Source organism: Bacillus sp. Marseille-P3661 (assembly GCF_900240995.1).
Classification (GTDB): Bacteria; Bacillota; Bacilli; order Bacillales; family Bacillaceae_J; genus OESV01.
This window is the reverse complement of record NZ_LT965958.1, coordinates 233,832-255,050: the sequence shown is the minus strand read 5'-3', so window position 1 is coordinate 255,050 and position 21,219 is coordinate 233,832. Positions and strand designations below refer to the sequence as shown.

The 21,219-nt window shown below is 36.9% G+C and carries 19 protein-coding genes and 1 riboswitch; of the genes, 8 read left to right on the top strand and 11 right to left on the bottom strand.

Annotated features, from left to right (window positions below):
- Positions 1 to 25: 25 nt before the first annotated feature.
- The 7 genes from C1724_RS23810 to C1724_RS23775 form a co-directional block, all read right to left on the bottom strand.
- On the bottom strand, positions 26 to 706 hold the full coding sequence (locus tag C1724_RS23810) for a formate dehydrogenase subunit gamma (protein WP_102349313.1): 681 nt from the start codon (positions 704 to 706) through the stop codon (positions 26 to 28).
- Positions 696 to 1,517 (bottom strand): 4Fe-4S dicluster domain-containing protein, encoded by an 822-nt coding sequence (locus C1724_RS23805; protein ID WP_102349311.1) that lies wholly within the window; start codon positions 1,515 to 1,517, stop codon positions 696 to 698. The genes C1724_RS23810 and C1724_RS23805 overlap by 11 nt, the downstream gene beginning before the upstream one ends.
- Positions 1,518 to 1,519: 2 nt before the next feature.
- Entirely contained in the window at positions 1,520 to 4,498 is a 2,979-nt protein-coding gene (gene fdnG / locus C1724_RS23800; RefSeq protein ID WP_142386592.1) for a formate dehydrogenase-N subunit alpha, read from the bottom strand.
- A 74-nt stretch (positions 4,499 to 4,572) separates the two neighbouring features.
- Positions 4,573 to 5,334, bottom strand: coding sequence for a formate dehydrogenase accessory sulfurtransferase FdhD (gene fdhD, locus C1724_RS23790; protein WP_102349304.1), 762 nt, complete (start codon positions 5,332 to 5,334; stop codon positions 4,573 to 4,575).
- A 351-nt stretch (positions 5,335 to 5,685) separates the two neighbouring features.
- Entirely contained in the window at positions 5,686 to 6,951 is a 1,266-nt protein-coding gene (gene ilvA / locus C1724_RS23785; RefSeq protein WP_102349302.1) for a threonine ammonia-lyase IlvA, read from the bottom strand.
- Between the two features lie 323 nt (positions 6,952 to 7,274).
- Positions 7,275 to 7,835, bottom strand: coding sequence for an HD domain-containing protein (locus C1724_RS23780; protein WP_102349300.1), 561 nt, complete (start codon positions 7,833 to 7,835; stop codon positions 7,275 to 7,277).
- 179 nt (positions 7,836 to 8,014) lie between these two features.
- Positions 8,015 to 8,500, bottom strand: a complete 486-nt coding sequence (locus tag C1724_RS23775; protein ID WP_102349298.1) for a dihydrofolate reductase — start codon at positions 8,498 to 8,500, stop codon at positions 8,015 to 8,017.
- Between the two features lie 158 nt (positions 8,501 to 8,658).
- Here C1724_RS23775 and C1724_RS23770 point away from each other — a divergent pair, with 158 nt between their 5' ends.
- The 4 genes from C1724_RS23770 (at position 8,659) to C1724_RS23755 (ending at position 13,069) form a co-directional block, all read left to right on the top strand.
- Positions 8,659 to 9,618 (top strand): thymidylate synthase, encoded by a 960-nt coding sequence (locus tag C1724_RS23770; RefSeq protein ID WP_102349296.1) that lies wholly within the window; start codon positions 8,659 to 8,661, stop codon positions 9,616 to 9,618.
- Positions 9,619 to 9,848: 230 nt separating this feature from the next.
- A riboswitch (purine riboswitch) is annotated at positions 9,849 to 9,949 on the top strand.
- A 98-nt stretch (positions 9,950 to 10,047) separates the two neighbouring features.
- Positions 10,048 to 10,638 (top strand): xanthine phosphoribosyltransferase, encoded by a 591-nt coding sequence (locus C1724_RS23765; protein ID WP_102349294.1) that lies wholly within the window; start codon positions 10,048 to 10,050, stop codon positions 10,636 to 10,638.
- 36 nt (positions 10,639 to 10,674) lie between these two features.
- Positions 10,675 to 11,994, top strand: coding sequence for a nucleobase:cation symporter-2 family protein (locus tag C1724_RS23760; RefSeq protein WP_102349292.1), 1,320 nt, complete (start codon positions 10,675 to 10,677; stop codon positions 11,992 to 11,994).
- A 169-nt stretch (positions 11,995 to 12,163) separates the two neighbouring features.
- Positions 12,164 to 13,069 carry a nuclease-related domain-containing protein gene (locus C1724_RS23755; RefSeq protein ID WP_102349290.1) on the top strand — a complete coding sequence of 302 codons (906 nt, stop codon included), beginning with the start codon at positions 12,164 to 12,166 and terminating at the stop codon, positions 13,067 to 13,069.
- 914 nt (positions 13,070 to 13,983) lie between these two features.
- Here the strand turns inward: C1724_RS23755 and C1724_RS23750 are convergent.
- Positions 13,984 to 16,170, bottom strand: a complete 2,187-nt coding sequence (locus C1724_RS23750) for a copper amine oxidase N-terminal domain-containing protein (protein ID WP_102349288.1) — start codon at positions 16,168 to 16,170, stop codon at positions 13,984 to 13,986.
- A gap of 216 nt (positions 16,171 to 16,386) precedes the next feature.
- Here C1724_RS23750 and C1724_RS23745 point away from each other — a divergent pair, with 216 nt between their 5' ends.
- The 4 genes from C1724_RS23745 (at position 16,387) to C1724_RS23730 (ending at position 18,518) form a co-directional block, all read left to right on the top strand.
- Positions 16,387 to 16,827, top strand: a complete 441-nt coding sequence (locus C1724_RS23745; RefSeq protein ID WP_102349286.1) for a GNAT family N-acetyltransferase — start codon at positions 16,387 to 16,389, stop codon at positions 16,825 to 16,827.
- A 96-nt stretch (positions 16,828 to 16,923) separates the two neighbouring features.
- Positions 16,924 to 17,355 carry a YueI family protein gene (locus C1724_RS23740; RefSeq protein ID WP_102349284.1) on the top strand — a complete coding sequence of 144 codons (432 nt, stop codon included), beginning with the start codon at positions 16,924 to 16,926 and terminating at the stop codon, positions 17,353 to 17,355.
- Between the two features lie 84 nt (positions 17,356 to 17,439).
- Positions 17,440 to 17,979 (top strand): HD domain-containing protein, encoded by a 540-nt coding sequence (locus C1724_RS23735; RefSeq protein ID WP_102349282.1) that lies wholly within the window; start codon positions 17,440 to 17,442, stop codon positions 17,977 to 17,979.
- A 137-nt stretch (positions 17,980 to 18,116) separates the two neighbouring features.
- Positions 18,117 to 18,518: a hypothetical protein gene (locus C1724_RS23730; RefSeq protein ID WP_102349280.1), complete on the top strand. Its 402-nt coding sequence runs from the start codon at positions 18,117 to 18,119 to the stop codon at positions 18,516 to 18,518.
- Between the two features lie 194 nt (positions 18,519 to 18,712).
- Here the strand turns inward: C1724_RS23730 and C1724_RS23725 are convergent, their stop codons facing one another.
- The 3 genes from C1724_RS23725 to C1724_RS23715 all read right to left on the bottom strand — a co-directional run bounded on the left by C1724_RS23725 (position 18,713) and on the right by C1724_RS23715 (position 21,188).
- Positions 18,713 to 19,846: an NADH-dependent flavin oxidoreductase gene (locus C1724_RS23725; RefSeq protein ID WP_102349278.1), complete on the bottom strand. Its 1,134-nt coding sequence runs from the start codon at positions 19,844 to 19,846 to the stop codon at positions 18,713 to 18,715.
- Positions 19,847 to 19,919: 73 nt separating this feature from the next.
- Positions 19,920 to 20,213, bottom strand: a complete 294-nt coding sequence (locus C1724_RS23720; RefSeq protein ID WP_102349276.1) for a putative quinol monooxygenase — start codon at positions 20,211 to 20,213, stop codon at positions 19,920 to 19,922.
- 12 nt (positions 20,214 to 20,225) lie between these two features.
- Complete coding sequence (locus tag C1724_RS23715) at positions 20,226 to 21,188, bottom strand: aldo/keto reductase (RefSeq protein ID WP_102349274.1); 963 nt, start codon at positions 21,186 to 21,188, stop codon at positions 20,226 to 20,228.
- Positions 21,189 to 21,219: the final 31 nt, after the last annotated feature.

Below are 21,219 nucleotides of genomic sequence, written 5' to 3'. Positions count from 1 at the left end.
AGGATTAAAGATGAAATCTCTTGAATTATGCACCTTTATTTTGCTTAGCTTTTTGCTTTTGTTCGTCATACCAACGGCCATGGTGGCTCTTAGCCCACTCTTCTGGAACTTCGCCTTTTGTCATCCCGCTAAGAGCATCTTTTCCACCTGGAGCGAAAGTACCCATGTAAGCATGACCCACTACTACAGCAGCGGCTAGTCCAACACAAATGGAATGAATTGGATAGGCGATATCCACGACCGCAGGCGGGAACCAGCCTGTATTCCACATCACAATACCAGAGCCAATTAATGCTAGGGCTGTAACCATCTGTAATAAAGAGTTGATTTTTTCCCCTGCATTGTAAAAGTCCTGCTTCGGAACGTTTGCGTGTTTCCCAAAAAATTCTTTAGCAAACGGTATAAAAAATCCGAAATCGTGCTTACGCCATGTTAATGCTGATTTAATCCAGTGAAATAGGGCTTTAGGATCTGCAATAATCATAAATACTAGCGGAGCCATAAAAACAAATGCAAACACACGATGTAAGAAACGAGCATTTGCAGGTCCACCTAGAACAGGATATAACCAGTCAAAGAACTCTGTATACATAGGTAGAGCTGTAATATAAAGGGCGATGAATGCAAATGCATTTAACCAGTGGGCAATAATAAACGGTTTACTAAAACGTTTCATCATTTTATCCTTCCGGGGCTTATTGCTCATCTGATTCCCCTCCCTCATGTTTGTTACCTTGATTTAAAAATTTATTTGCTACCATAGCACCGAGTACAGCCATTGTAGTTCCACCGAGTAGGGCTTTACCAAGCGGTTGTGCATAATCCTTCCAAATCTTTGCAGAAGTCGGGACCTTCGGATTTAATGGTAAGTCATAGAATTGCGGATCTTCACCTAATACATAAACCGTATGTGTGCCATCTACACCTTGTGGGTTATAGATATTCGCTTTCGGGTAACGAGACTTCGCAAAGTCTAAGCGTTCTTGAGCAAGCTTTAACATTTCTTCTTCTTCTCCAAATACAATCGCTTCAGCATGACATGTATTGGCACACGCCGGCATTAATCCTTCATATAGACGGTCCGTACATAATGTACATTTTTGTGCTTTACGATATTCTTTACCTTTTTCATCAATATAGTCTGCAAGCTGAATCACATCAAATGGACAGCCTTCAACACAATAGCCACAGCCTACACATGCATCATTGTCTACAACAACCGAGCCAAATTCAGTGTAGCTAATTGCGTTTTCCGGACAAACTTTTTCACAGCCAGCATCATTACAATGGAAACAAGATTTATGACGAAATAACCATTCAAAGTTTCCATTTGCATCTTCATGCTCTTTAAATGTGATTAAATTCCAAGTTTGTGCATTTAAAGTTTCATGAGACTGATAGCTCCCAGAGAATTTTTCAGGAACCGGTGGCAAATCATTCCAATTCTTACAAGCGACCATACACGCACGACAGCCGTCACATCTCGTTACATCTACTAGTTTAATATATTTCGACATCTTTAAGCCCTCCTGACATTACATAGGAATGCTTTGTATTCTGGTATCATCGTATTTGCATCCCCGATATGACTTGTTAAACGGTTTGCAGTTCCACCTGTAACAATTCCGTTATAGCCAAAATGCCATGGAAGACCGACATGGTGAACAATTTGACCTTTAATCGTGTATGGCTTAAAGCGTTTCGTCACCATTGCATAAGCCTCTATTTCACCACGTGCGGAGTTAATAATAATCTTATCTTTATTATTAATGCCTTTTTCCTTCGCCAGCTCTTCACTCATTTCAACGAACATGTGCGCCACTAGTTCTGATAACAGAGATTGGTTTCGTGTCATTGCACCTGATTGCCAATGTTCTGTTAGTCGATAAGTAGTTGCAACAATTGGAAAATCTTTGCTACTTCCTTTTTTGTTTTCTTTTTCTCCCCAAATTTTAATAGCGGGGTTAAAGTCTTGACTATTAAATGGGTTTGGAATTGGACTTTCATATGGCTCATAATGCTCTGGTAATGGCCCGTCATTTCTTCCAGCAAAAATACCACCGACTTCATCACCTGTCATTATAAATGCGTTTGTACCTCCTGGGTCTGAAGGCGCTTTTGTCTTTACAAAGTCTGGAACGTCGTAACCTGTCCACTCTTTTTTACTTTCGTCCCACCAAATTACTTCCTTACCTTTAGCCCATGGTTTCCCAGTCCAATCAGCTGAACAACGATTGTAAATAATCCGGCGGTTTAACGGCCAAGCATAGGACCAATTTAAGAAGTTACCCATTCCTGTATCTTTGTTATCACGAGCCTTTGACAGGTTTTTACCTTCCGCAGGATAGAAACCACTATATATCCAGTTACCACTGCAAGTCGTACCATCGTCGGCTAATGCAGCAAAGCTTTTAACTAGTTGACCTGTTTGCGTATTATAACCATTAATTTCACGGTGAAGAAGATCTATTTCTGGATGGCCATGATCATCACCGTATTCCCATGTTATAGCATTGATCGGTGCAGCTAGAGCAGTATTTTGATTTTTATAAAGCGCTTTTAACCGCTTACCTAGTTCATAAACAATTTCTAAATCAGCTTTGGATTCACCTTTTGGTTCAATCGCTTGCCAACGGTATTGCATCCAGCGTCCGCTATTCGTAATCGTTCCTTCTTTTTCATAAGAACCACAAGCTGGCAGGAAGAACACTTCTGTTTTAATATCAGCTGGGTTTGAGCCTGCCTGTTTACTCCAGAAACTAGATGTTTCTGTTTCCCATAAATCGACTGCAACCATCCAATCTAAGTTGGCAAGGGAATTTTGTTCTTTATTAGCATTCGGACCACCTACAACAGGGTTCTGTCCGAACAAGAACATGCCTTTAATTTCTTCATTATAAAGAGCTTCAAATAACGAAATATGTGAATAGTTTTTTCCTTTTTGCATTTTAGGTAGGTAATGATATCCAAATTCATTTTCAGCCGTAGCATTAGGTCCGTAAAATGCTTTAAGCAAGCTAACCACGAATTTGGGCTTATTTTTCCAGTAGCCACCTTTTGGTGTTTCAATATCATGATAAGCCTGTAAGGTTGGATGCTTATCCACGTATGGTGCACCCAGATAGCCTGGTAGATTATCAAATAATAAAGCAAAGTCTGTTGAACCTTGAACGTTTGATTCTCCGCGCAAGGCGTTTACGCCACCGCCCGGACGTCCAATATTCCCTAACAACATTTGTAGTATTGCATAACTGCGAACGTTTTGCGTACCCACTGTATGCTGTGTTGTACCCATTGCATACATAATCGTTCCCGTTTTCTCTGCTGCCCCTGTTGCGCAAAAAGTCGCTGCTACTTTCTCATATAATTCCTTAGGAGTTCCTGTAACAGCACACACTGAATCAATATCATATCGCGAATAATGTTTCTTTATTAATTGGTAAACACAGCGAGGATCGTTTAGTGTTTCATCTTTCAAAATATTGCCTTCCTCGTCACGCTTAAAACTCCATGTACTTTGGTCATACTTGCGAGTTTCCTCATTGTATCCTGAGAATAATCCATCATTAAAATCATACTCATCATTTAAAATAAACGCGGCATTTGTATACTTGGCAACATAATCTCGATGAACTAAATTATGCTCAATTGCATAATTGATCAAGCCGCCGATAAAGGCAATATCAGTTCCAGAACGCAGCTGCGCATAAATATCGGCCATCTGCGAAGAACGAGTATAACGCGGGTCAACCGAAATGATTTTTCCACCGCGTTCTCTTGCTTTCAGTAACCATCTCATGCTAATCGGATGGTTTTCGGCTGGATTTGCTCCAATAATCAGCGTTGCATCTGCATGCTGAAGGTCGTTCCAGTGATTTGTCATTGCTCCACGACCAAACGATGGCGCCAGACCGGCTACCGTAGAGCTGTGTCATATCCGTGCTTGGTGTTCGATATACGTTAATCCAAGCCCTCTCATCAATTTTGCAATTAAGTATGTTTCTTCATTATCTAATGCCGCCCCACCTAGGCATGCTATCGCTTCTGTTCGATTAACAGGAACCCCATTCTCATGAGTTTGGAATGTTTTATCACGTGTTTCTTTCACTTTCTGCGCAATTTTTTCATACATCCAGTCCCATGACTTTTCTTCCCATTTATCACTGCCTGGTGCACGATAAAGCGGTTTTGTCACACGACGATCTGATTCGTATACTTGACGAATATTTGTACCTTTACTGCACAGTGAGCCTTCATTAATTGGATGATCCGGGTCACCTTCAGTGAAAAGAACACTATCATTTTTTGTATGAACTAAAATTCCGCAACCTACTGCACAGAAACAACAAATAGTAGGTGTGGCAGTGGCTTCAGCCAATTTAAATTCCTTTGACTGTGCCTTCGCTTTTTTTGTATCAAAGCCAAGTTCAACAACAGCCAAAGTTGCCGCAGTAGCACCAGACAATTTCAAAAACTGTCTACGAGTAAATTCTGCCATATATTGTTTCATCCCTTTCTTGAACAATGATCTATTTAAAACCTTAACATACCCCCATACGTAAGGATTTAAAGCTAATTCATATCGCCTGCTACTCGCTCATTTACATCTTTTAAGACACGGCCGCTGTTCGTATAAACATTTACCATCTTTCCTCTTAAGTAACCAATCACTTCAACACTCAAAAAGTTAGCGAGCTGAATCGCTTGCCTTGTGGCTGCTGTTCTAGAACCGATAATTCCAAAACCAAATCTTGCTGCTTTAGATAGCATTTCATAGGAAACTCGACCAGTCGTAAGCAGAATTAAATCTTCTGGTTTAAGATTGTTACGCAAGGCATAACCAATTATCTTGTCAACCGCATTATGTCTTCCAATGTCTTCTCTAACTACAATGGTTCCTTCACGGTCCACGATACATGCCCCATGCATACCACCTGTTTCTAAATATAGCGGAGAGTTCATTGCGAATTCATGTCTTTTTTTTAATAAATATGAGATAGAAACTGTACGATTTGTTTTCACCTTTTTAAACTGTTTAACATCAGACATTGAAAAGAATGTGACACCGCGCCCACAACCTGCAGTAAAATTCATTTGCTTTTCTCGAAAACGATCAAAATCAAACTCACTGGTTGTTTCCGCGTAAATCCGATTACGTCCTTCGTCAACTACTATACTCTTTAGGTCATTAGGTGAACTGATGACCGCCTCGGAAAATAAATAACCAATGGCCCAATCTTCTAAATCCTGATTTGTAAGTTGATATGTTGCTAGATTACGACCATTTAAAAATAAACTAATTGGATACTCATCCGGGCATGTTTTTTTAATCATGGTAACACCCCATTCTTACGGAAAAATAACGTATGACCGATAAATATTTACAAGAAAGTTATAGTTAATAACTATAGTCATATAGTAGTCCCAATAAAAAATTAAGGATGTGAAAGAAGTCACACCCTTAAATACATTTATGTAGTTTTCACAAATTATTCATATCAATGTCAAATAGTGTTCATAAATTTTCTATGTTACTTTTATTAAAACACATCAACTTGTGAAATTGTGAGCAATATTGTGGCGATATCATGAACAATTCAAAAATCATCCGAAGATATTATACAAGGATAATACAATAAAAACATCGTAATTTGTCATAATAGATAAATTACGATGTTTTTTTAATCAGATTAGTAGATTAAATAAATCCATATCCTTATTAATTTCTGTAAATTTAAAGCCTTTTTTGACCATTCGATCAATCAGCGGCTGATAATCTCCTCTATGTTTTAACTCAATTCCTACAAGCGCCGGTCCATTGTCTTTATTATTCTTTTTTGTGTATTCAAAACGAGTAATGTCGTCATCAGGGCCTAACACTTCGTCTAGGAATTCCCTCAAAGCACCTGCACGTTGTGGGAAGTTTACGATAAAATTATGCATAAGCCCTTCATAGATAAGAGACTTTTCTTTCATTTCTTGCATACGGCTAATATCATTATTACCACCACTAACAACACAAACTACCGTTTTCCCCTTAATCTCATCCTTGTAGAAATCCAATGCTGCAACAGATAGAGCACCTGCCGGCTCTACTACAATCGCATTTTCATTGTAGAGTTCGAGAATAGTCGTACAAATTTTACCCTCTGGAACGACCAGTACATCATGCAACATTTCTTTACAAATGTCGAATGTTTTTTGTCCAACCGTCTTTACTGCTGCACCATCTACGAATTTATCAATATGATCCAAAGTAACGAGATGATTCTGTTTAATCGCTTCTTTCATGGAAGGAGCTCCTGCCGGTTCGACCCCGACAACCTTCGTATTCGGACTTATACTCTTTAGGTACGTTCCCACGCCAGAAATTAATCCGCCACCACCAATTGCTCCAAAAACATAATCAACCGGTTCTTCGATATCGTTCATGATCTCCATTGCTACCGTACCTTGACCTGCAATAACATGATTATCATCAAAGGGGTGAACAAATGTACGACCCTCAAGTTCACAACATTCCATTGCTTTTGCTGCTGAATCGTCAAAAGTATCACCTGTTAAAACGACTTGTACATATTCGCCACCAAAACGTTTCACCTGATTGACTTTTTGTCTTGGTGTTGTAGAAGGCATAAAGATCTTTCCTTCAATTTTCAATGCGTTACAAGAGTATGCAACACCTTGAGCATGGTTTCCAGCACTAGCACAAACGACCCCGTTTTTTAGTTCTTCTGGGGTTAAGCTTTGAATCTTATTATAGGCGCCGCGAATTTTAAAGGAACGAACAACCTGTAAATCCTCTCTTTTCAGATAGACATGACAATCATAGCGGTCTGATAAGATTTCGTTTTTTTGCAGTGGTGTATGAAAAACCACATCCTTTAATACATGATTCGCAATGATGATATCTTCAATTTGAACTTTCTTCATTTGTTCTGTACCTTCCATAGCAAAAATCCCTTTCTTTCTATAGAATTTAGAATCTCTTCTCATTAAAATCTTTTAAGGATTACTAAATCCGTTCGTTTTCATTCCTCATTATTCATTCAGTTGGTTTTATACTCGTAAGTCCGAAATATTATGGTAATGGTGTACATTATGAGTAATACTTAAATCACAACAACATATTGAAATTGCTCTAATTATAACATGTTTTTTAGAGTTGGATAGCAATTTTTCAACTGATTAAAATTTTCTGTTTATTGTAAACGTTGCCAATGACGTTATTTAAAAGCAAAATTGTAAATATTTGCATATAAATAACATGTTGATTATAAATTACATGAAAATGTTTTTTCTAGCACATTCTCTAATTGTTTCAAAATAATATTTTCTCTCTGACTACTAGATAATCCATAAATTATACTATTATAAACATTTTTATAATACCATTCCTGACTTTGTCTCCCTCGTTTAAAGCGGCCCCACACATCCACTTCACTTGCATTCATTTCTTCTAATGTAGATTTAAGATTATGCAGTTTGTCTGCAGCAGCAACTAATTTTACATCATACGAGGCAGTTTTTAAAAATTCAATCGTATGTTTCTTTCGTTCTTCCCATCCTAGCTCCTTATTTGGCTCTGAACAACCGTTAACGATACTAGCAATGTTTCTGCCAAACTGTTCCTCTATCACCTCTAGTGTTAAAGGGGTATCTTCAACTACATCATGTAATATTCCCGCTGCGATGACAGCATCACTACACCCCGCTTCTTTTAGGATCATTCCTACTGCGAATGGATGTGTGATGTATGGAATATTCGTAAGTTTTCGATATTGTCCATCATGTGCTTTAGCAGCCGTATTTATAGCTTTTTCGATTATATTCAAGCGACTTTCCTCCATTTATTTGTATTTCCGATACAAACAGAAATTCAATAAAATAAACTCTTAACGGTTTGTTAAGAGTGAATAATTCGTCGACTATATTACCTTTTTAACTTCATAATTATACCATTTTTTTATCATCTAAAGGTAATTATTATTTCGAAAAAAAGAGTGAATTAATATTAATGTTTCTTTTCATAAATATTAAAATAATAATCATATGGATTTTTCTCGTCTTTTGGACCTTTCTCACTTGAAACTAGCTGCCAATTTGTTCTATCAATTGCAGGAAAAAACGTATCTCCTTCAAATTCATGCTCAATTTCAGTTATGTATAGACGATCTATTATAGGCAGTACTTCTTTAAAAATCTCAGCGCCACCTATGATGCATATTTCATCATGATTATTAGTAATTTTATTAAGTTCATCTATATGATGAATGATCGTACAGCCCTCAGCTGTAAAATTCTTATCTCGAGTTAAGATGATATTTTCCCTGCCTGGCAAAGCCCTACCAATAGATTGGTGTGTTTTGCGGCCCATTACAATCGGTTTACCCATTGTCACTTTTTTAAAAAAAGCCAAATCTGCTGGCAAATGCCATGGAAGTTGATTATCCTTACCGATTACCCTATTTTTATCCATTGCTACTACTAATGAAATCATGCCGTCCACCTCGTCCTATATTTTTTTCACTTCAATACTGCATTTCTATAACCCCTATCTATTTATACAAACGTAACATTGATAATTTTATGTTATAATTCAAAAAGTAAATACTACATATATCAATAATTTGTTTTAGGTCTGTTGGAGGGATATATTTGAAACAATACCATGATTTATTAAAGCATATTTTAGAAAATGGGGCAAAAAAAGAAGATAGAACTGGCACTGGAACATTATCTGTTTTTGGCTATCAAATGCGCTTTGATTTAAGCAAAGGATTTCCATTAGTTACGACTAAACGTGTTCCATTTCGTTTAATAACAAGTGAATTATTATGGTTCATAAAAGGAGATACAAATATCCGCTTTTTATTAGAGCATAATAATCACATTTGGGATGAATGGGCTTTTGAGAATTATGTAAAAAGCATTGACTACAAAGGGCCTGATATGACTAATTTTGGACTTCGAGCAAACGAGGATCCACAATTTAAAGAAGTATATGAACAGGAAATGCGCATGTTTTGTGAACGCATTTTAAACGATGATGCATTTGCTGAAAAATGGGGCGATTTAGGACCTATTTACTCAAAGCAGTGGCGAAACTGGCAATACTTTGACGTTGAAACAGGTCAAATGAAATCTGTAGATCAGCTGAAACAAGCTGTGGAGATGATTCAAACAACACCGCACTCGCGTCGGATTATTGTTAATGCATGGAACCCAGGTGAACTGCATCAAATGGCATTGCCACCATGTCATAAGAGTTTTCAATTCTATGTGAACGACGGTAAGTTATCTTGCTTAATGGAGCAGAGATCAGGGGATGTATTCTTAGGAGTACCGTTTAACATTGCAAGCTATGCGCTGTTAACTCATATGATTGCCCAGGTTACAAACCTTGAAGTTGGCGAATTTATAATTAATATTAACGATGCACACATTTATTTAAATCATCTTGAGCAAGTAAAGACACAGCTTGAGAGAGATTTTAAGGAACTGCCTACCCTTCAATTAAGTCCGGATGTTACCAATTTATTTGATTTTACGATGGATGATATTAAAATCGAGGGCTACGATCCGCATCCTACCATCAAAGCACCTGTTGCCGTATAAAAATCCAAATCTTTCACTAACAACCACGATAGCGGTAAATAGCTATCGTGGTTTTTCATATCCAATGATTATGACGTGAGTTTCTGGCTTAATTTTCTAAACTCCACTTCCATTCAATTACCAAATTACGAACAATATAAAAAAAAGTTGTTAATTTGTTCGTTTTTTTATCAAAAAAGACTTTTCTTTCACAGAAACGTCATGTATAATCCAAGTAAATAGCAATAAGCAATAATTTAATACTAACCTCTCGTATAATAGCTGGAATATGGCCAGCAAGTTTCTACCGATCACCGTAAATGAATCGACTACGAGTAAGCTTTGTTTAAATAATATTTTAAGGCCAAGCCCAAAACAGCTGCTTACTCTAGTGATGAGTAACAAGCTTTTTTGGGCTTTTATTATTGCTTAAATTGAAAGGAGCTTACTATGTACGAATTACAGCAAAAAATCCTTAAGGAAGGCATTGTTCTAAATGACAATGTTTTAAAGGTAGACTCATTCATTAATCATCAAATGGATCCAAAACTTATGAAATCTATTGGTGAGGAGTTTGCCAAACACTTTGCCGATGAAAAAATCACAAAAGTTTTAACGATCGAATCTTCAGGAATTGCTCCTGCGATAATGGCAGCCTTAAGCCTTGATGTTCCGGTTGTTTTTGCACGAAAGAAAAAATCCGTAACCTTAAAAGACAATATGTATTGTACAAAGGTTTATTCATTTACAAAGCAAGAAGAAAACGAAATTTCCGTTTCTAAAGACTATTTACTAGAAAATGATACTGTGCTAATCATTGATGATTTCCTTGCAAACGGCCAAGCTGCACTAGGTCTCATTAATTTAGTTGAACAAGCTGGAGCAAAGGTTTCTGGTGTAGGAATCGTAATCGAAAAATCATTCCAAAATGGAGCACAGCTTATTACCGATAAAGGATATCGTTTAGTATCACTAGCCAGAATTGCTTCATTACAAAACGGAACTGTTTCCTTTTTAAATGAACAACTAGCCACTGTTTAATAAGTCCATATCACACTAAAATTTCGGAGGATTACAATGCAAAACTCTATTAAAACATTCGCATTAGGTTTTCAACATGTATTAGCTATGTATGCTGGCGCAATTATTGTACCGTTAATAGTCGGCGGAGCGTTAGGCTTAACGATCGAGCAACTAACATATATTATCGGGATTGATATATTAACATGCGGAGTCGCATCCCTTCTGCAAGTATGGAAAAATAAATACTTCGGTATCGGCTTACCAGTTATGCTTGGCTGTACATTTACAGCTGTAGGACCAATGATTGCTATCGGAAGTCAATACGGCATTCAGTCTGTATACGGAGCGATTATCGCATCAGGTATCATTGTTGTACTAATTGCAAAGTATTTTGGTAAGTTAATCAAATTCTTCCCGCCGGTTGTAATCGGCTCTGTTGTAACAATTATCGGTATTACATTAATCCCAACTGCTATGAATAGTATGGGGGGCGGTCAAGGAAATCCTGAGTTTGGTGCTCCTAAATTTTTAATGCTATCATTTGGTGTTCTAATTTTAATTTTATTATTAAACAAATTCACAACTGGATTTTTGCGATCTGTTTCAATCTTAATTGGTATGGTTGTTGGTACTATTGCTGCATACTTTATGGGAATCGTTGATTTTACAAACGTCGGTGAAGCAAAATGGATTCACATGGTTCAACCATTTTACTTCGGTGCACCTAAGTTCGAAATCACACCAATTTTAACTATGACTTTAGTTGCGATTGTAGGTTTAATCGAATCAACAGGTACGTATCTTGCTTTAAGTAATATTTGTGATCGAAAATTAACTGATAAGGATATTACGAATGGATACCGCGCTGAAGGATTAGCGATTACACTTGGAGGGATTTTTAACGCCTTCCCTTACACCACTTATTCACAGAACGTGGGTCTTGTTCAATTATCCGGTGTTAAATCAAAAAGTGTGATTGTAATGGCAGGTTTCATCCTTATTACCTTAGGCTTTGTTCCGAAAATCGCTGCGGTTACAACTATCATTCCAGACCCAGTTCTAGGTGGAGCAATGGTTGCAATGTTCGGTATGGTTGTGGCGTACGGTATTAAGATGTTAAGTAATGTAAGCTTTGAAACAAACGGAAACTTACTAATTATCGCTTGTTCAGTAGGTATGGGTTTAGGCGTAACAACTGTACCTGAACTATTTGCGCAATTCCCTTCTAGCATTCAAATTATTACTAGTAACGGGATTGTAGCGGGAAGTATTACAGCGATTGTGTTAAATATTTTATTTAATGTGATTCCAAGTCGACAAGAGAAAAAAGCTGCAAACACTTCAACTCAATTGAAAGAACAACAAGCTTCGTAGTTAATGTACAACGGCTATGTAAAAACCAGATTCTGCCTTTTAAGAATCTGGTTTTTTTATGTTAAATAATGATTATCAGGATTCAATTTTTACAAAAAATTCATTTGTTTGTGATAGATTTGTCAGTATTTTAACTATAATGGACTTAATATGAGAAAGGAGTTGAATTATGCTATACAAATCTAGATCACAATCTGCCGAGTTACTAATTCTTAGATCTTTAAATGCGCGAATGAGTTTATCAGACAAAGACCAGCAGCACTACCAAAATCTTAAAAAAGGATATGAAGGTGAAGTTATATTTGATTCATTTACCGAAAAACTTGCATGTGACTGCTATATTTTAAATGATTTACTATTTAAATTTAACGGCACTCAATTCCAAATCGATTCGTTAATTATTACATCAGACACGATTTATTGCTTTGAAGTAAAAAATTACGAAGGGGATTATTTTTATGAATCTGAACGATTTTATACTAAGACAAGGTCGGAAATTAGTAGCCCATTAACACAATTAAGTCGAAGTGAATCGATGCTTCGTCAGTTACTCCAAAACCTCGGAAACCAGTTACCCATTCAGGCATTTGTTGTTTTTATCAATCCCGAATTCACCTTATATCAAACACCACTCAACAAACCAATGATTTTCCGTTCTCAAGTTAACCGTTATATGAAAAATTTAAGTACAATTCCGTTCAAGTTAGATAAAAAACACAAAATACTTGCTGACAAATTACTGGTGAATCACATTAAAGACTCCCCTATTTTATCATTGCCATCGTATGATTATGAGCAGCTTCAAAAGGGTATCCCCTGTATTTCATGCGGCTCGTTATCGATTACTGTTAGTAGAACGAAATGTGTTTGCGAGGAATGCGGTCATGAGGAAACGGTAACAAACGCTGTTCTGCGGTGTGTTGAAGAATTTCAACGACTCTTTCCTAGTCAAAAGATCACTACAAATACAATTTTTGACTGGTGCGGGGTGGTGAAGTCAAAGGAGAGAATTAGAATGATTTTGAAAAAGTATTATAAAATAATTGGAGTACATCAGTGGGCTTTTTATGAATAAATTATTCAAGATTTATTAGCCCAGCCGGAAAAATCTTTTAATTATTTTAGTTGCGCGCAATTATGACTTAGTACATTTAGTTTTTATTTTTATTATTTAGGTTTGCCCTTCATCAAAATGATGAAGGGCTTTTTACTGTTACATGTGTAACTGCATCTATTTTATGAAGAGGGCTTCGGTTGCTTTTTTGATGCCTGTTTCCTCTTCATCGGCCTTAAGAAGAGGGGTCGGTTGCTTTTTTGATGCCCGATTCCTCTTCATCAGCTTTATGAAGAGGGGTCGGTTGCTTTTTGGGTGCTTGTTTCCTCTTCATCGGCCTTATGAAGAGGGTTCGTTTGATTTTTTGATGCCTGTTTCCTCTTCATCGGCCTTATGAAGAGGGTTCACTTGCTTTTTTGATGCCTGTTTCCTCTTCATCGGCCTTATGAAGAGGGTTCGTTTACTTTTTTGGCGCCTGTTTCCTCTTCATCGGCCTTATGAAGAGGGTTCATTTGCTTTTTTGATGCCTTTTTCCTCTTCATCGCCCTTATGAAGAGGGTTCACTTGCTTTTTTGGCGCCTGTTTCCTCTTCATCGCCCTTATGAAGAGGGTTCATTTGCTTTTTTAATGCCTGTTTCCTCTTCATCGCTCCCAAGAAGAGGTTTCGCTTGCTTTTTTAATGCTTGATTCCTCTTCATCAGTACTATGAAGGAAGGGAGCTTGCTTTGTTTCCGACCGATTCCTCTTCACAGGTAATATGATATCAACCGCTCAATCTACAACTACCTAATAAAAAACATTCACCTCAAACCGACTCAAACCGCCCCTACCCACAAACACACAAAACAGGCACCCCTCGCCATGCGATTGGTGCCTGTTCATCATATTTTACACTTGCTAGTGCACAGCAGATAAAAACAAGTACGACACTAAGTTTAGCTAATTGTCACCTTTCGTGCGCTCTCATCAAAACTAACCTGCGCACCTATAGCTTGTGCTACAAATCGGATCGGTAGAATCGTGCGATCATTTCTAATTTTAGCAGGAACGTCCATCATAACGTTTATTCCGTTTAATTTAAGCACCTTACTACCAATCGTCAGCTGGACTACTCGATTATCTCTTAGGATTGTTACTGTTCTGCTATCGTTATCCCAAATAACAAAATCCATATCGACACCAATGGAATCTGCAGCAAAACGGACAGGTAAATACGTACGGTCCTTTTCAACAAACGGCATAATATCCATAGTTTTTACTTGATTACCAATTTTATAGGTTGTACTTCCAAGTGTGAATTCAGCCTTTTCTCGTTTCGAAGATCCGCCTGTACTTGGAGCTGGAGTTATAACATTAGCAATTCCAAGCTCGTGATACGTATCATTATTGTTCCATAAATCATACGTATTTTGATTTAATACATAAGAACCTACTGTTTCAATTAATGCTGAACCTTTAACAAGAACGTCAATGTTACCCTCTGGCACACTGCGATCAATTCTCAAATTAATATTTGATAGTGTAATCGTTGAAGCTACAGTACTTTCCTCATCAATTACGAATGAAAATGTATTGTTTCGTAATCGAACATCATCAATAAAAAGGTTCCCATTCGTCACATTCACAGTTGGTACGTCCACAAAATCGACACCATTAGGTAAGACGAATTCCAATGTACCGCCCTTATTTAAAGCTTCTTTAGCATTTTCTTTAATTATAATATTGGCAGCTTTTTGATTACTTACTCCTATATCAACATTGGGTACAGAAGATGTTGTTAAATCAACTGGAGCGTTTACATTTGCTACAACAATATCTTGTTTCTCAATACCTGCTCCCTCGACTTCAATCTTCAGCGGACCATTAAAGCCAGGTTGTATCGCTACTTTTAAGTTATCCAACTTTAATTTTGCTACATCTGCATTACTGCCACTTAGATTATATTTTAACGAACGTCCATCATTTGTAAGTGATGGAATTCCAAGATTAATACCATCACGATCCGTATCATAATCAACCCACTTTACGCCAGCGGGAACTGTCAGATATAATGTTCGACTCACAATAAATGAACCTGGAACCCTTTCAAGAAATTCAATAGGTGCAATACGTTGATCTGTTTTTCCACTATGGAGATTAGGAACATCATCATTTATTAAAATCGCTACACCATATTCAGCATATTCGCCTACTTTGATTTCTCTATGGTCGACATTTGACGTTCCGTTAAGTTGCGCCATAACATCACCAGGAGCTATGAAACTATCTTCTACCACTGTATATCGAAGTGGAATTTCCCACATGGATGGAATGGTAGTTTGGTCACTTTCAACATTCAGAATAAGCTCGTTTTCGGTAACATTATAATTAAAAATAACGTTTTCACCGTAAATTGTTGTTTCTGAGCCTTGAGTTGGCATTGCCCACTTATAGCCTTTAGGAAGTTTTAATTTTAAAGAACTATTCCCACTTTCTAGAGATTGATAAATATCTTCCTTTAAACGCAATTTAAAAGTAAAGAAGTTATTACTTTTAACGACTTCCTCTGCTGAGACTATAACTAGTCCTTTGTTAACAACAGTTCCAGCAACAACACTACCTCTAGGAAATCCTGAAGAATCTGGACTTGAAAAGTTCACTACAATTGCACCTTCATCACCCTTGTCAATATCAACACTATTGAAAAATAAATAAATAACAGTGTCTGTCGAATAGGAAGCATCAGCAGTTGCTGTTAGCTTAAATTCGTCACCTGCGATGGATGTAATTGTAAAATTATTATTTTGTAATCCATTATTATTTTTCGGAACAAAAACATAATTGGTTCCTGTCGGAATAGTACCACTATCCTCATTATATATTTCGGTGGATATTCCGCCATTTAAGTTATAGGGTAATTTTACGACCATTACATCATTTGTCTTTATTGAACCTGCAGGAACGACAATCTTTATCCGACCTAATGTTTGACCCGGGTCATCATAAAGAATTGGATTCGTTAAGGAAGTGATCGAAGATGTTGAAGCCTCTGTAACAATCGGACTTAGTAAAGAAAGCAAGATCATAACAAAAGCGATTCCGATATTTATTATATTACGATAATATCTGGGTAGGTAAGACATGCTTAATCCCTCCCAACTTTTTCGTTAAATTAAAATATTAATATAAAGCATGATACCTCTTATATAAAACTTTATACCTATAATTACTATTCTACAATACAAAATTATTTCCAGTAAAATTCCAAAAAGTATTTTAGAATGACTCTATGTAACAAATACAGCACGGATCTCATCTAATACCTTATATAAAGAAATCATTTAATTGGAGGACAATGTATGTTCTTTAAACTAGCAAATGAATATGAAACAAGCCAAATTGTAAACTGGTCATTAGGATTGGCAGAAGAAAGCTCAATGGGTTTTATAAAGAATAATCAATTAATGTCTTTAGAAATGTTAACAGAGACACTAAAAAAAGGTGGGTATTATGTCGTAGCAGTAAATGGTCACGAAATTCTTGGATGGATTATGTTAGTGATAGATCGTAATTTTTATTCTGATGAAATGGTCGGTTTTATATACGACCTATATGTGTGGCCCAAATATAGGAAGAATAGGATTGGTGAACAACTAATTAACCAAGCATTATTCATTTTTAAAAATACCGGCCTTCAAAAAGTCAACTTAAATGTGTTCGCAGGTAATCCCGCAAAAAGAATGTATGAAAAGCTTGGTTTTTATGAAGTAACATCATTAATGGAATATCGACTCAATTAACAGCTATAAATACTTGGGAATTATCAGGTTTACTGTATTATTAGTTGTATAAAACACATATTAATATTTAGGAACATAAGTGAGGGTGAGGAAACTGTGACAGATGTAAACGATTATTTAGAGCAAGGGATACATGGTCCTAAAGAAATTAACAAAGCAGAACGAATAAGGTTTCTGGGGACGTTACGCGAAAGAGTAGTCGTAGCTCTAAAAAAGTCACAAGTAAGGGAAAGCGGTGTTTATCAGGAAGTTGTTGACTTGATGAAACAACATCCAAAAGCTCAATTGTTCTTAAACGGTAATATGAACTATTCCTTTTTAAAGGATTATGTAAAACTAGCTACACAATACGATATCCCCTATACGCTAACAACTAATTTAGAAGATGAAACTGATATTGGTCTCGTTTTAGCGTATGATTACGCAATTGATCGCGATGAAATATTCATACAAAAAACCTATAAATATACATTACCAGAAAATGAAGATAAAGGAATAGCAGGATTTATTAAAAAAATTTTTAAATAGGTTTTATCCCTTATAATTGTCCATTGACTTCAGACTCCTACAGTGGTATTCTATTTAGAAATACCTTTTTCGGGAGGGATAAAAATGAGAAGAGTTACACTTGTAGAGTTATTTAAACAGCCTTATACACAAAAGTATTTAAATCGCTCCGGAGTTGCTCATGCCATCGCTGTTGCCTATCATGCATACAGGCTCGCCATTAAATCCAATGTCAATCCCGATCTAGCTACAAAAGCTGCACTGCTCCATGATATTGGTCATTACGAATGGTATCGCAATGGTAAATGGGATTTTGAGGAGTATCGAAAAAACGATATCCATGCTATAAAAGGTGCTGAACGAGCACATAAATTACTAATTAGACTTGGTGAAGACCGCCAAAATGCAAAAGAAATAGCGCTGGCCATTTTACTTCATACTGATTCATACCTACCTCAAAAATTAGGTAATCGTACCCCCCTGCAGGTTGTTGTCTCCAAAGCTGACGAAGCGGATGAGGAACCAAATGGAAAACATCATTACCGAAAAATTTCGTATCGTACTGCACTTAAAAAAATCCACGAGCTTGATCAATTAATAGACTCACATTTACAATACAACTCATTAGAAAAGACTGCAGATTAAATCAGCAGTCTTTTATAAATGGATACAGGTTTATAACAAGCACTTCACTTAATTTTAAACCACATCAGAAGGACTGAATAGAACCTATCTAAGTCGGGAATAAAGGAGATAAAATATTTTTCAAAGGAGACTGTACATTGAAAAACACTTTATCTATCCTTCCAGCGGCTGAACATCGAAAAAAAATTGATTATATATTACTAGGAGCATTAATTGGGTCCATTTTCTTCTTTTTGTTTTCCCTTGCTTTGTTTAGAGTTGTAACGCTTACATATATACATATCTGCGTACTAGTTGGATTGAACTTGTATGTTCGAAAAATGTGGACAGCTTGCGGAACGAAAAAATTTTACCACTATGTTTTTGTATTGCTAACGATCATAGGGGGAATTGGATACGTTATTTACAAATATGAAGCGTTGATTTTATTATCCGTTTTAGGATGTACGGGCTTTATAATTGTAAGGTTATTACCATCATTGTCCCGGGAAAGTAAAAAGATTGTTTATTCGGAGCAAGAACATGATCAAAATAATTAACGAGTATTAAGTTACTATTTATAGATATATTTGGTTTTGGAGCAAGTTTAAAAGGCTCCAAAATTAATACCACAATAAATATCGCATTGTAATCAAATAAGGGGGTACAATTCCTTCTATGAATTTGCACCCCAAATTGTATTATGGAATTTTTCCGCTAACAAATATTTAATTGAGCACGGCTTTTAAAAAGTTCACTTCATTGGAAACCATCCCGGTGTGTTAACAATCGCTTGCCATAATGGGTCTGGCACCACTAAACGATCTTGAGCGTTTTTATCCAAAGCTGTTTCAATTTCGTTTTCCCTGCCTTCTTTGACTTTAATGACCCAATCTGGATCAATAATAAGCTCACGACCTAGCGCAATTAATGGTACCCCTGTTTGTAGGGCATCGAGGGCATCGTCCACTGTCAGAATTGAACCGACACCTATTACCGGCACTTGACTGCCTATTCGATCTTGGATGATTTCCATTCTAGTCCTTGTATCATCTACGCCACGTCTAGGCTTCGATTTATAATCTTGCAAAGAAATATGTAGATAATCTAAGTTTTTCTTCGCTAACGCATCGATTAAAACAAGTGTATCTGCCATCGTTATGCCAGGTGTTTCCGCTTCTTCTGGTGAAAATTGGTAGCCAACGATAAACGTTTCCTCGGCATGCTGATTGACAACCTTTTGAACCTCATCCACAACCGCTAACGGAAACGTTAGTCGTTTTTCTACTGAGCCTCCCCAATGATCCTCACGTCGATTAGAATGCGGAGAAAAAAATTGTTGAATGAGGTAACCATTCGCACCATGTATTTCAACTCCATCATAGCCGGCTTCAATCGCACGTCTTGTTGTTTCACCAAAATCGTGGATAATAGCTAGAATTTCATCATTGGTTAATTCTTTAGGGACCTGCAATGTTCCTCCGCCACCTTGTGATTCTGGCGCAACTGCACTTGCGCTTACAGTTTCCCCATTTGGTACTAATTCAGGTGGGCACATCCTGCCGCCATGAAAGATTTGCAGTATAGCTTTTGCACCTTGTTCTTTAATGGCGGTTGCTAATCTTCTTAAACTCGGGATCATTTCATCGGTATGACCCGCAAACTCTCCATGAAAGCCTTTGCCATTTGCTGTTACATATGTACATGCCGTGATAACCATTCCTGGTCCTTTTGCACGACGAGCATAGTAGTTTACTTCTGTATCCGATACCGTTCCATCTTCATTCGAAGAAAAATTAGTCATCGGGGCCATGACAATGCGATTTTCTAGTCGTGCACCATTTGGAAATTCAAATGATTTTAATAGCGGTCCATATTTTGAATTCATTCGGCAAACTCTCCTTACTCTTACTTAGACACTCGAGAGTTATTTTTCACGAGAAACGCCTTCACCATACTATTTAATTTTTAGCTGTTGTTTCAAATATCTTTACTAGGGCAGGCTTTAATAATAATCCACCTGTTTTCTGCTTATATGCCTTATAATGTCCTGTACCAAAGTGATAATCAATAGCAGCTTGATCCTGCCATTCTTCAACCATTACAAATGTATTCGGTTCAGTTATATGTTCAAATAATTGATAGCTAATATTCCCTTCCTCTGCTTGCGAATGTTTAATCACGATTTTTACTTCTTCAAGAAATTCATCACGATGCTCAGGATTTACTTGAATATGAGCATGTATAATCATCATAGTAGTTTCCTCCTAATAAATACTATTTATCTCCTCGCTTAACTCTTCAGACCATATAAAGTCACTAATTTCTACTGCATCAGTTACATGATGCATTTTGCTTGCACCAACAATAGCTGATGTTACTATCGGTTGGTTTAAAACCCATGACAGCGCAAATTGGGACATGGACATTTCTGTTTTCTCAGCAATCGTGCGAATTTTTTCAATAAGATCGAAATTGCGTTGTGACAATAATTCCTGCAATTTCGCTTCTCCATGTGCAGCCCGGCTTTCTGGTGGTGCATCATTAGGTCCTTTATATTTACCAGATAAAAGGCCTCTTGCTATTGGACTGTAAACAACAACGCCTACACCTTCTGACTTACAAAAAGGCAAAAGTTCGTTCTCTATATCCCTAGCAAGTAGATTATATGGTGGCTGTACCGATACAAATTTTTCAAGGTTCATACTTTGACTAATGCCATGAGATTTAGCTATTTGCCAGGCCGCAATATTCGAACAACCGATATAGCGGACTTTCCCCTGACGAACGATATCATCAAGTGCTCGTAACGTTTCTTCTAGCGGTGTGTTGGGATCAAATCTATGTATCTGATACAAGTCAATATAATCAGTCTGCAACCGACTTAGAGAATTCTCAACCTCTCTCATAATATGTGTTCTTGAAAGTCCAGAATGATTCCTGCCAGTTCCCATTGGCAATCCGACTTTCGTGGCCAACACCACTTGATCTCTTTTCCCCTTTAAAGCACGTCCGATGATTTCCTCTGATGCCCCTGTGCCGTGTACAAAATCAGCATCCTGACCTTTGCCGTAAAAATTAGCTGTATCAATAAAATTAATACCGTTATCTAATGCTGTATTAATAATAGTTCCTGATTCTTCTTCATCAATCCAGCGGCCAAATGCCATCGTTCCTAAACACAGAGTTGAGACTTCTAAACCTGTATTACCTAATCTCTTATATTGCATCGATATCCCTCATTTTATTTAAAAATTGTAT

Excerpts from the sequence above, each read along its gene's own strand:
- C1724_RS23810 (WP_102349313.1), bottom strand. The coding sequence starts at position 706 with ATGAGCAATAAGCCCCGGAAGGATAAAATGATGAAACGTTTTAGTAAA.
- C1724_RS23805 (WP_102349311.1), bottom strand. The coding sequence starts at position 1,517 with ATGTCGAAATATATTAAACTAGTAGATGTAACGAGATGTGACGGCTGT.
- fdhD (WP_102349304.1), bottom strand. The coding sequence starts at position 5,334 with ATGATTAAAAAAACATGCCCGGATGAGTATCCAATTAGTTTATTTTTA.
- ilvA (WP_102349302.1), bottom strand. The coding sequence starts at position 6,951 with ATGGAAGGTACAGAACAAATGAAGAAAGTTCAAATTGAAGATATCATC.
- C1724_RS23775 (WP_102349298.1), bottom strand. The coding sequence starts at position 8,500 with ATGATTTCATTAGTAGTAGCAATGGATAAAAATAGGGTAATCGGTAAG.
- C1724_RS23765 (WP_102349294.1), top strand. The coding sequence starts at position 10,048 with ATGTACGAATTACAGCAAAAAATCCTTAAGGAAGGCATTGTTCTAAAT.
- C1724_RS23760 (WP_102349292.1), top strand. The coding sequence starts at position 10,675 with ATGCAAAACTCTATTAAAACATTCGCATTAGGTTTTCAACATGTATTA.
- C1724_RS23755 (WP_102349290.1), top strand. The coding sequence starts at position 12,164 with ATGCTATACAAATCTAGATCACAATCTGCCGAGTTACTAATTCTTAGA.
- C1724_RS23750 (WP_102349288.1), bottom strand. The coding sequence starts at position 16,170 with ATGTCTTACCTACCCAGATATTATCGTAATATAATAAATATCGGAATC.
- C1724_RS23745 (WP_102349286.1), top strand. The coding sequence starts at position 16,387 with ATGTTCTTTAAACTAGCAAATGAATATGAAACAAGCCAAATTGTAAAC.
- C1724_RS23735 (WP_102349282.1), top strand. The coding sequence starts at position 17,440 with ATGAGAAGAGTTACACTTGTAGAGTTATTTAAACAGCCTTATACACAA.
- C1724_RS23725 (WP_102349278.1), bottom strand. The coding sequence starts at position 19,846 with ATGAATTCAAAATATGGACCGCTATTAAAATCATTTGAATTTCCAAAT.
- C1724_RS23720 (WP_102349276.1), bottom strand. The coding sequence starts at position 20,213 with ATGATGATTATACATGCTCATATTCAAGTAAATCCTGAGCATCGTGAT.
- C1724_RS23715 (WP_102349274.1), bottom strand. The coding sequence starts at position 21,188 with ATGCAATATAAGAGATTAGGTAATACAGGTTTAGAAGTCTCAACTCTG.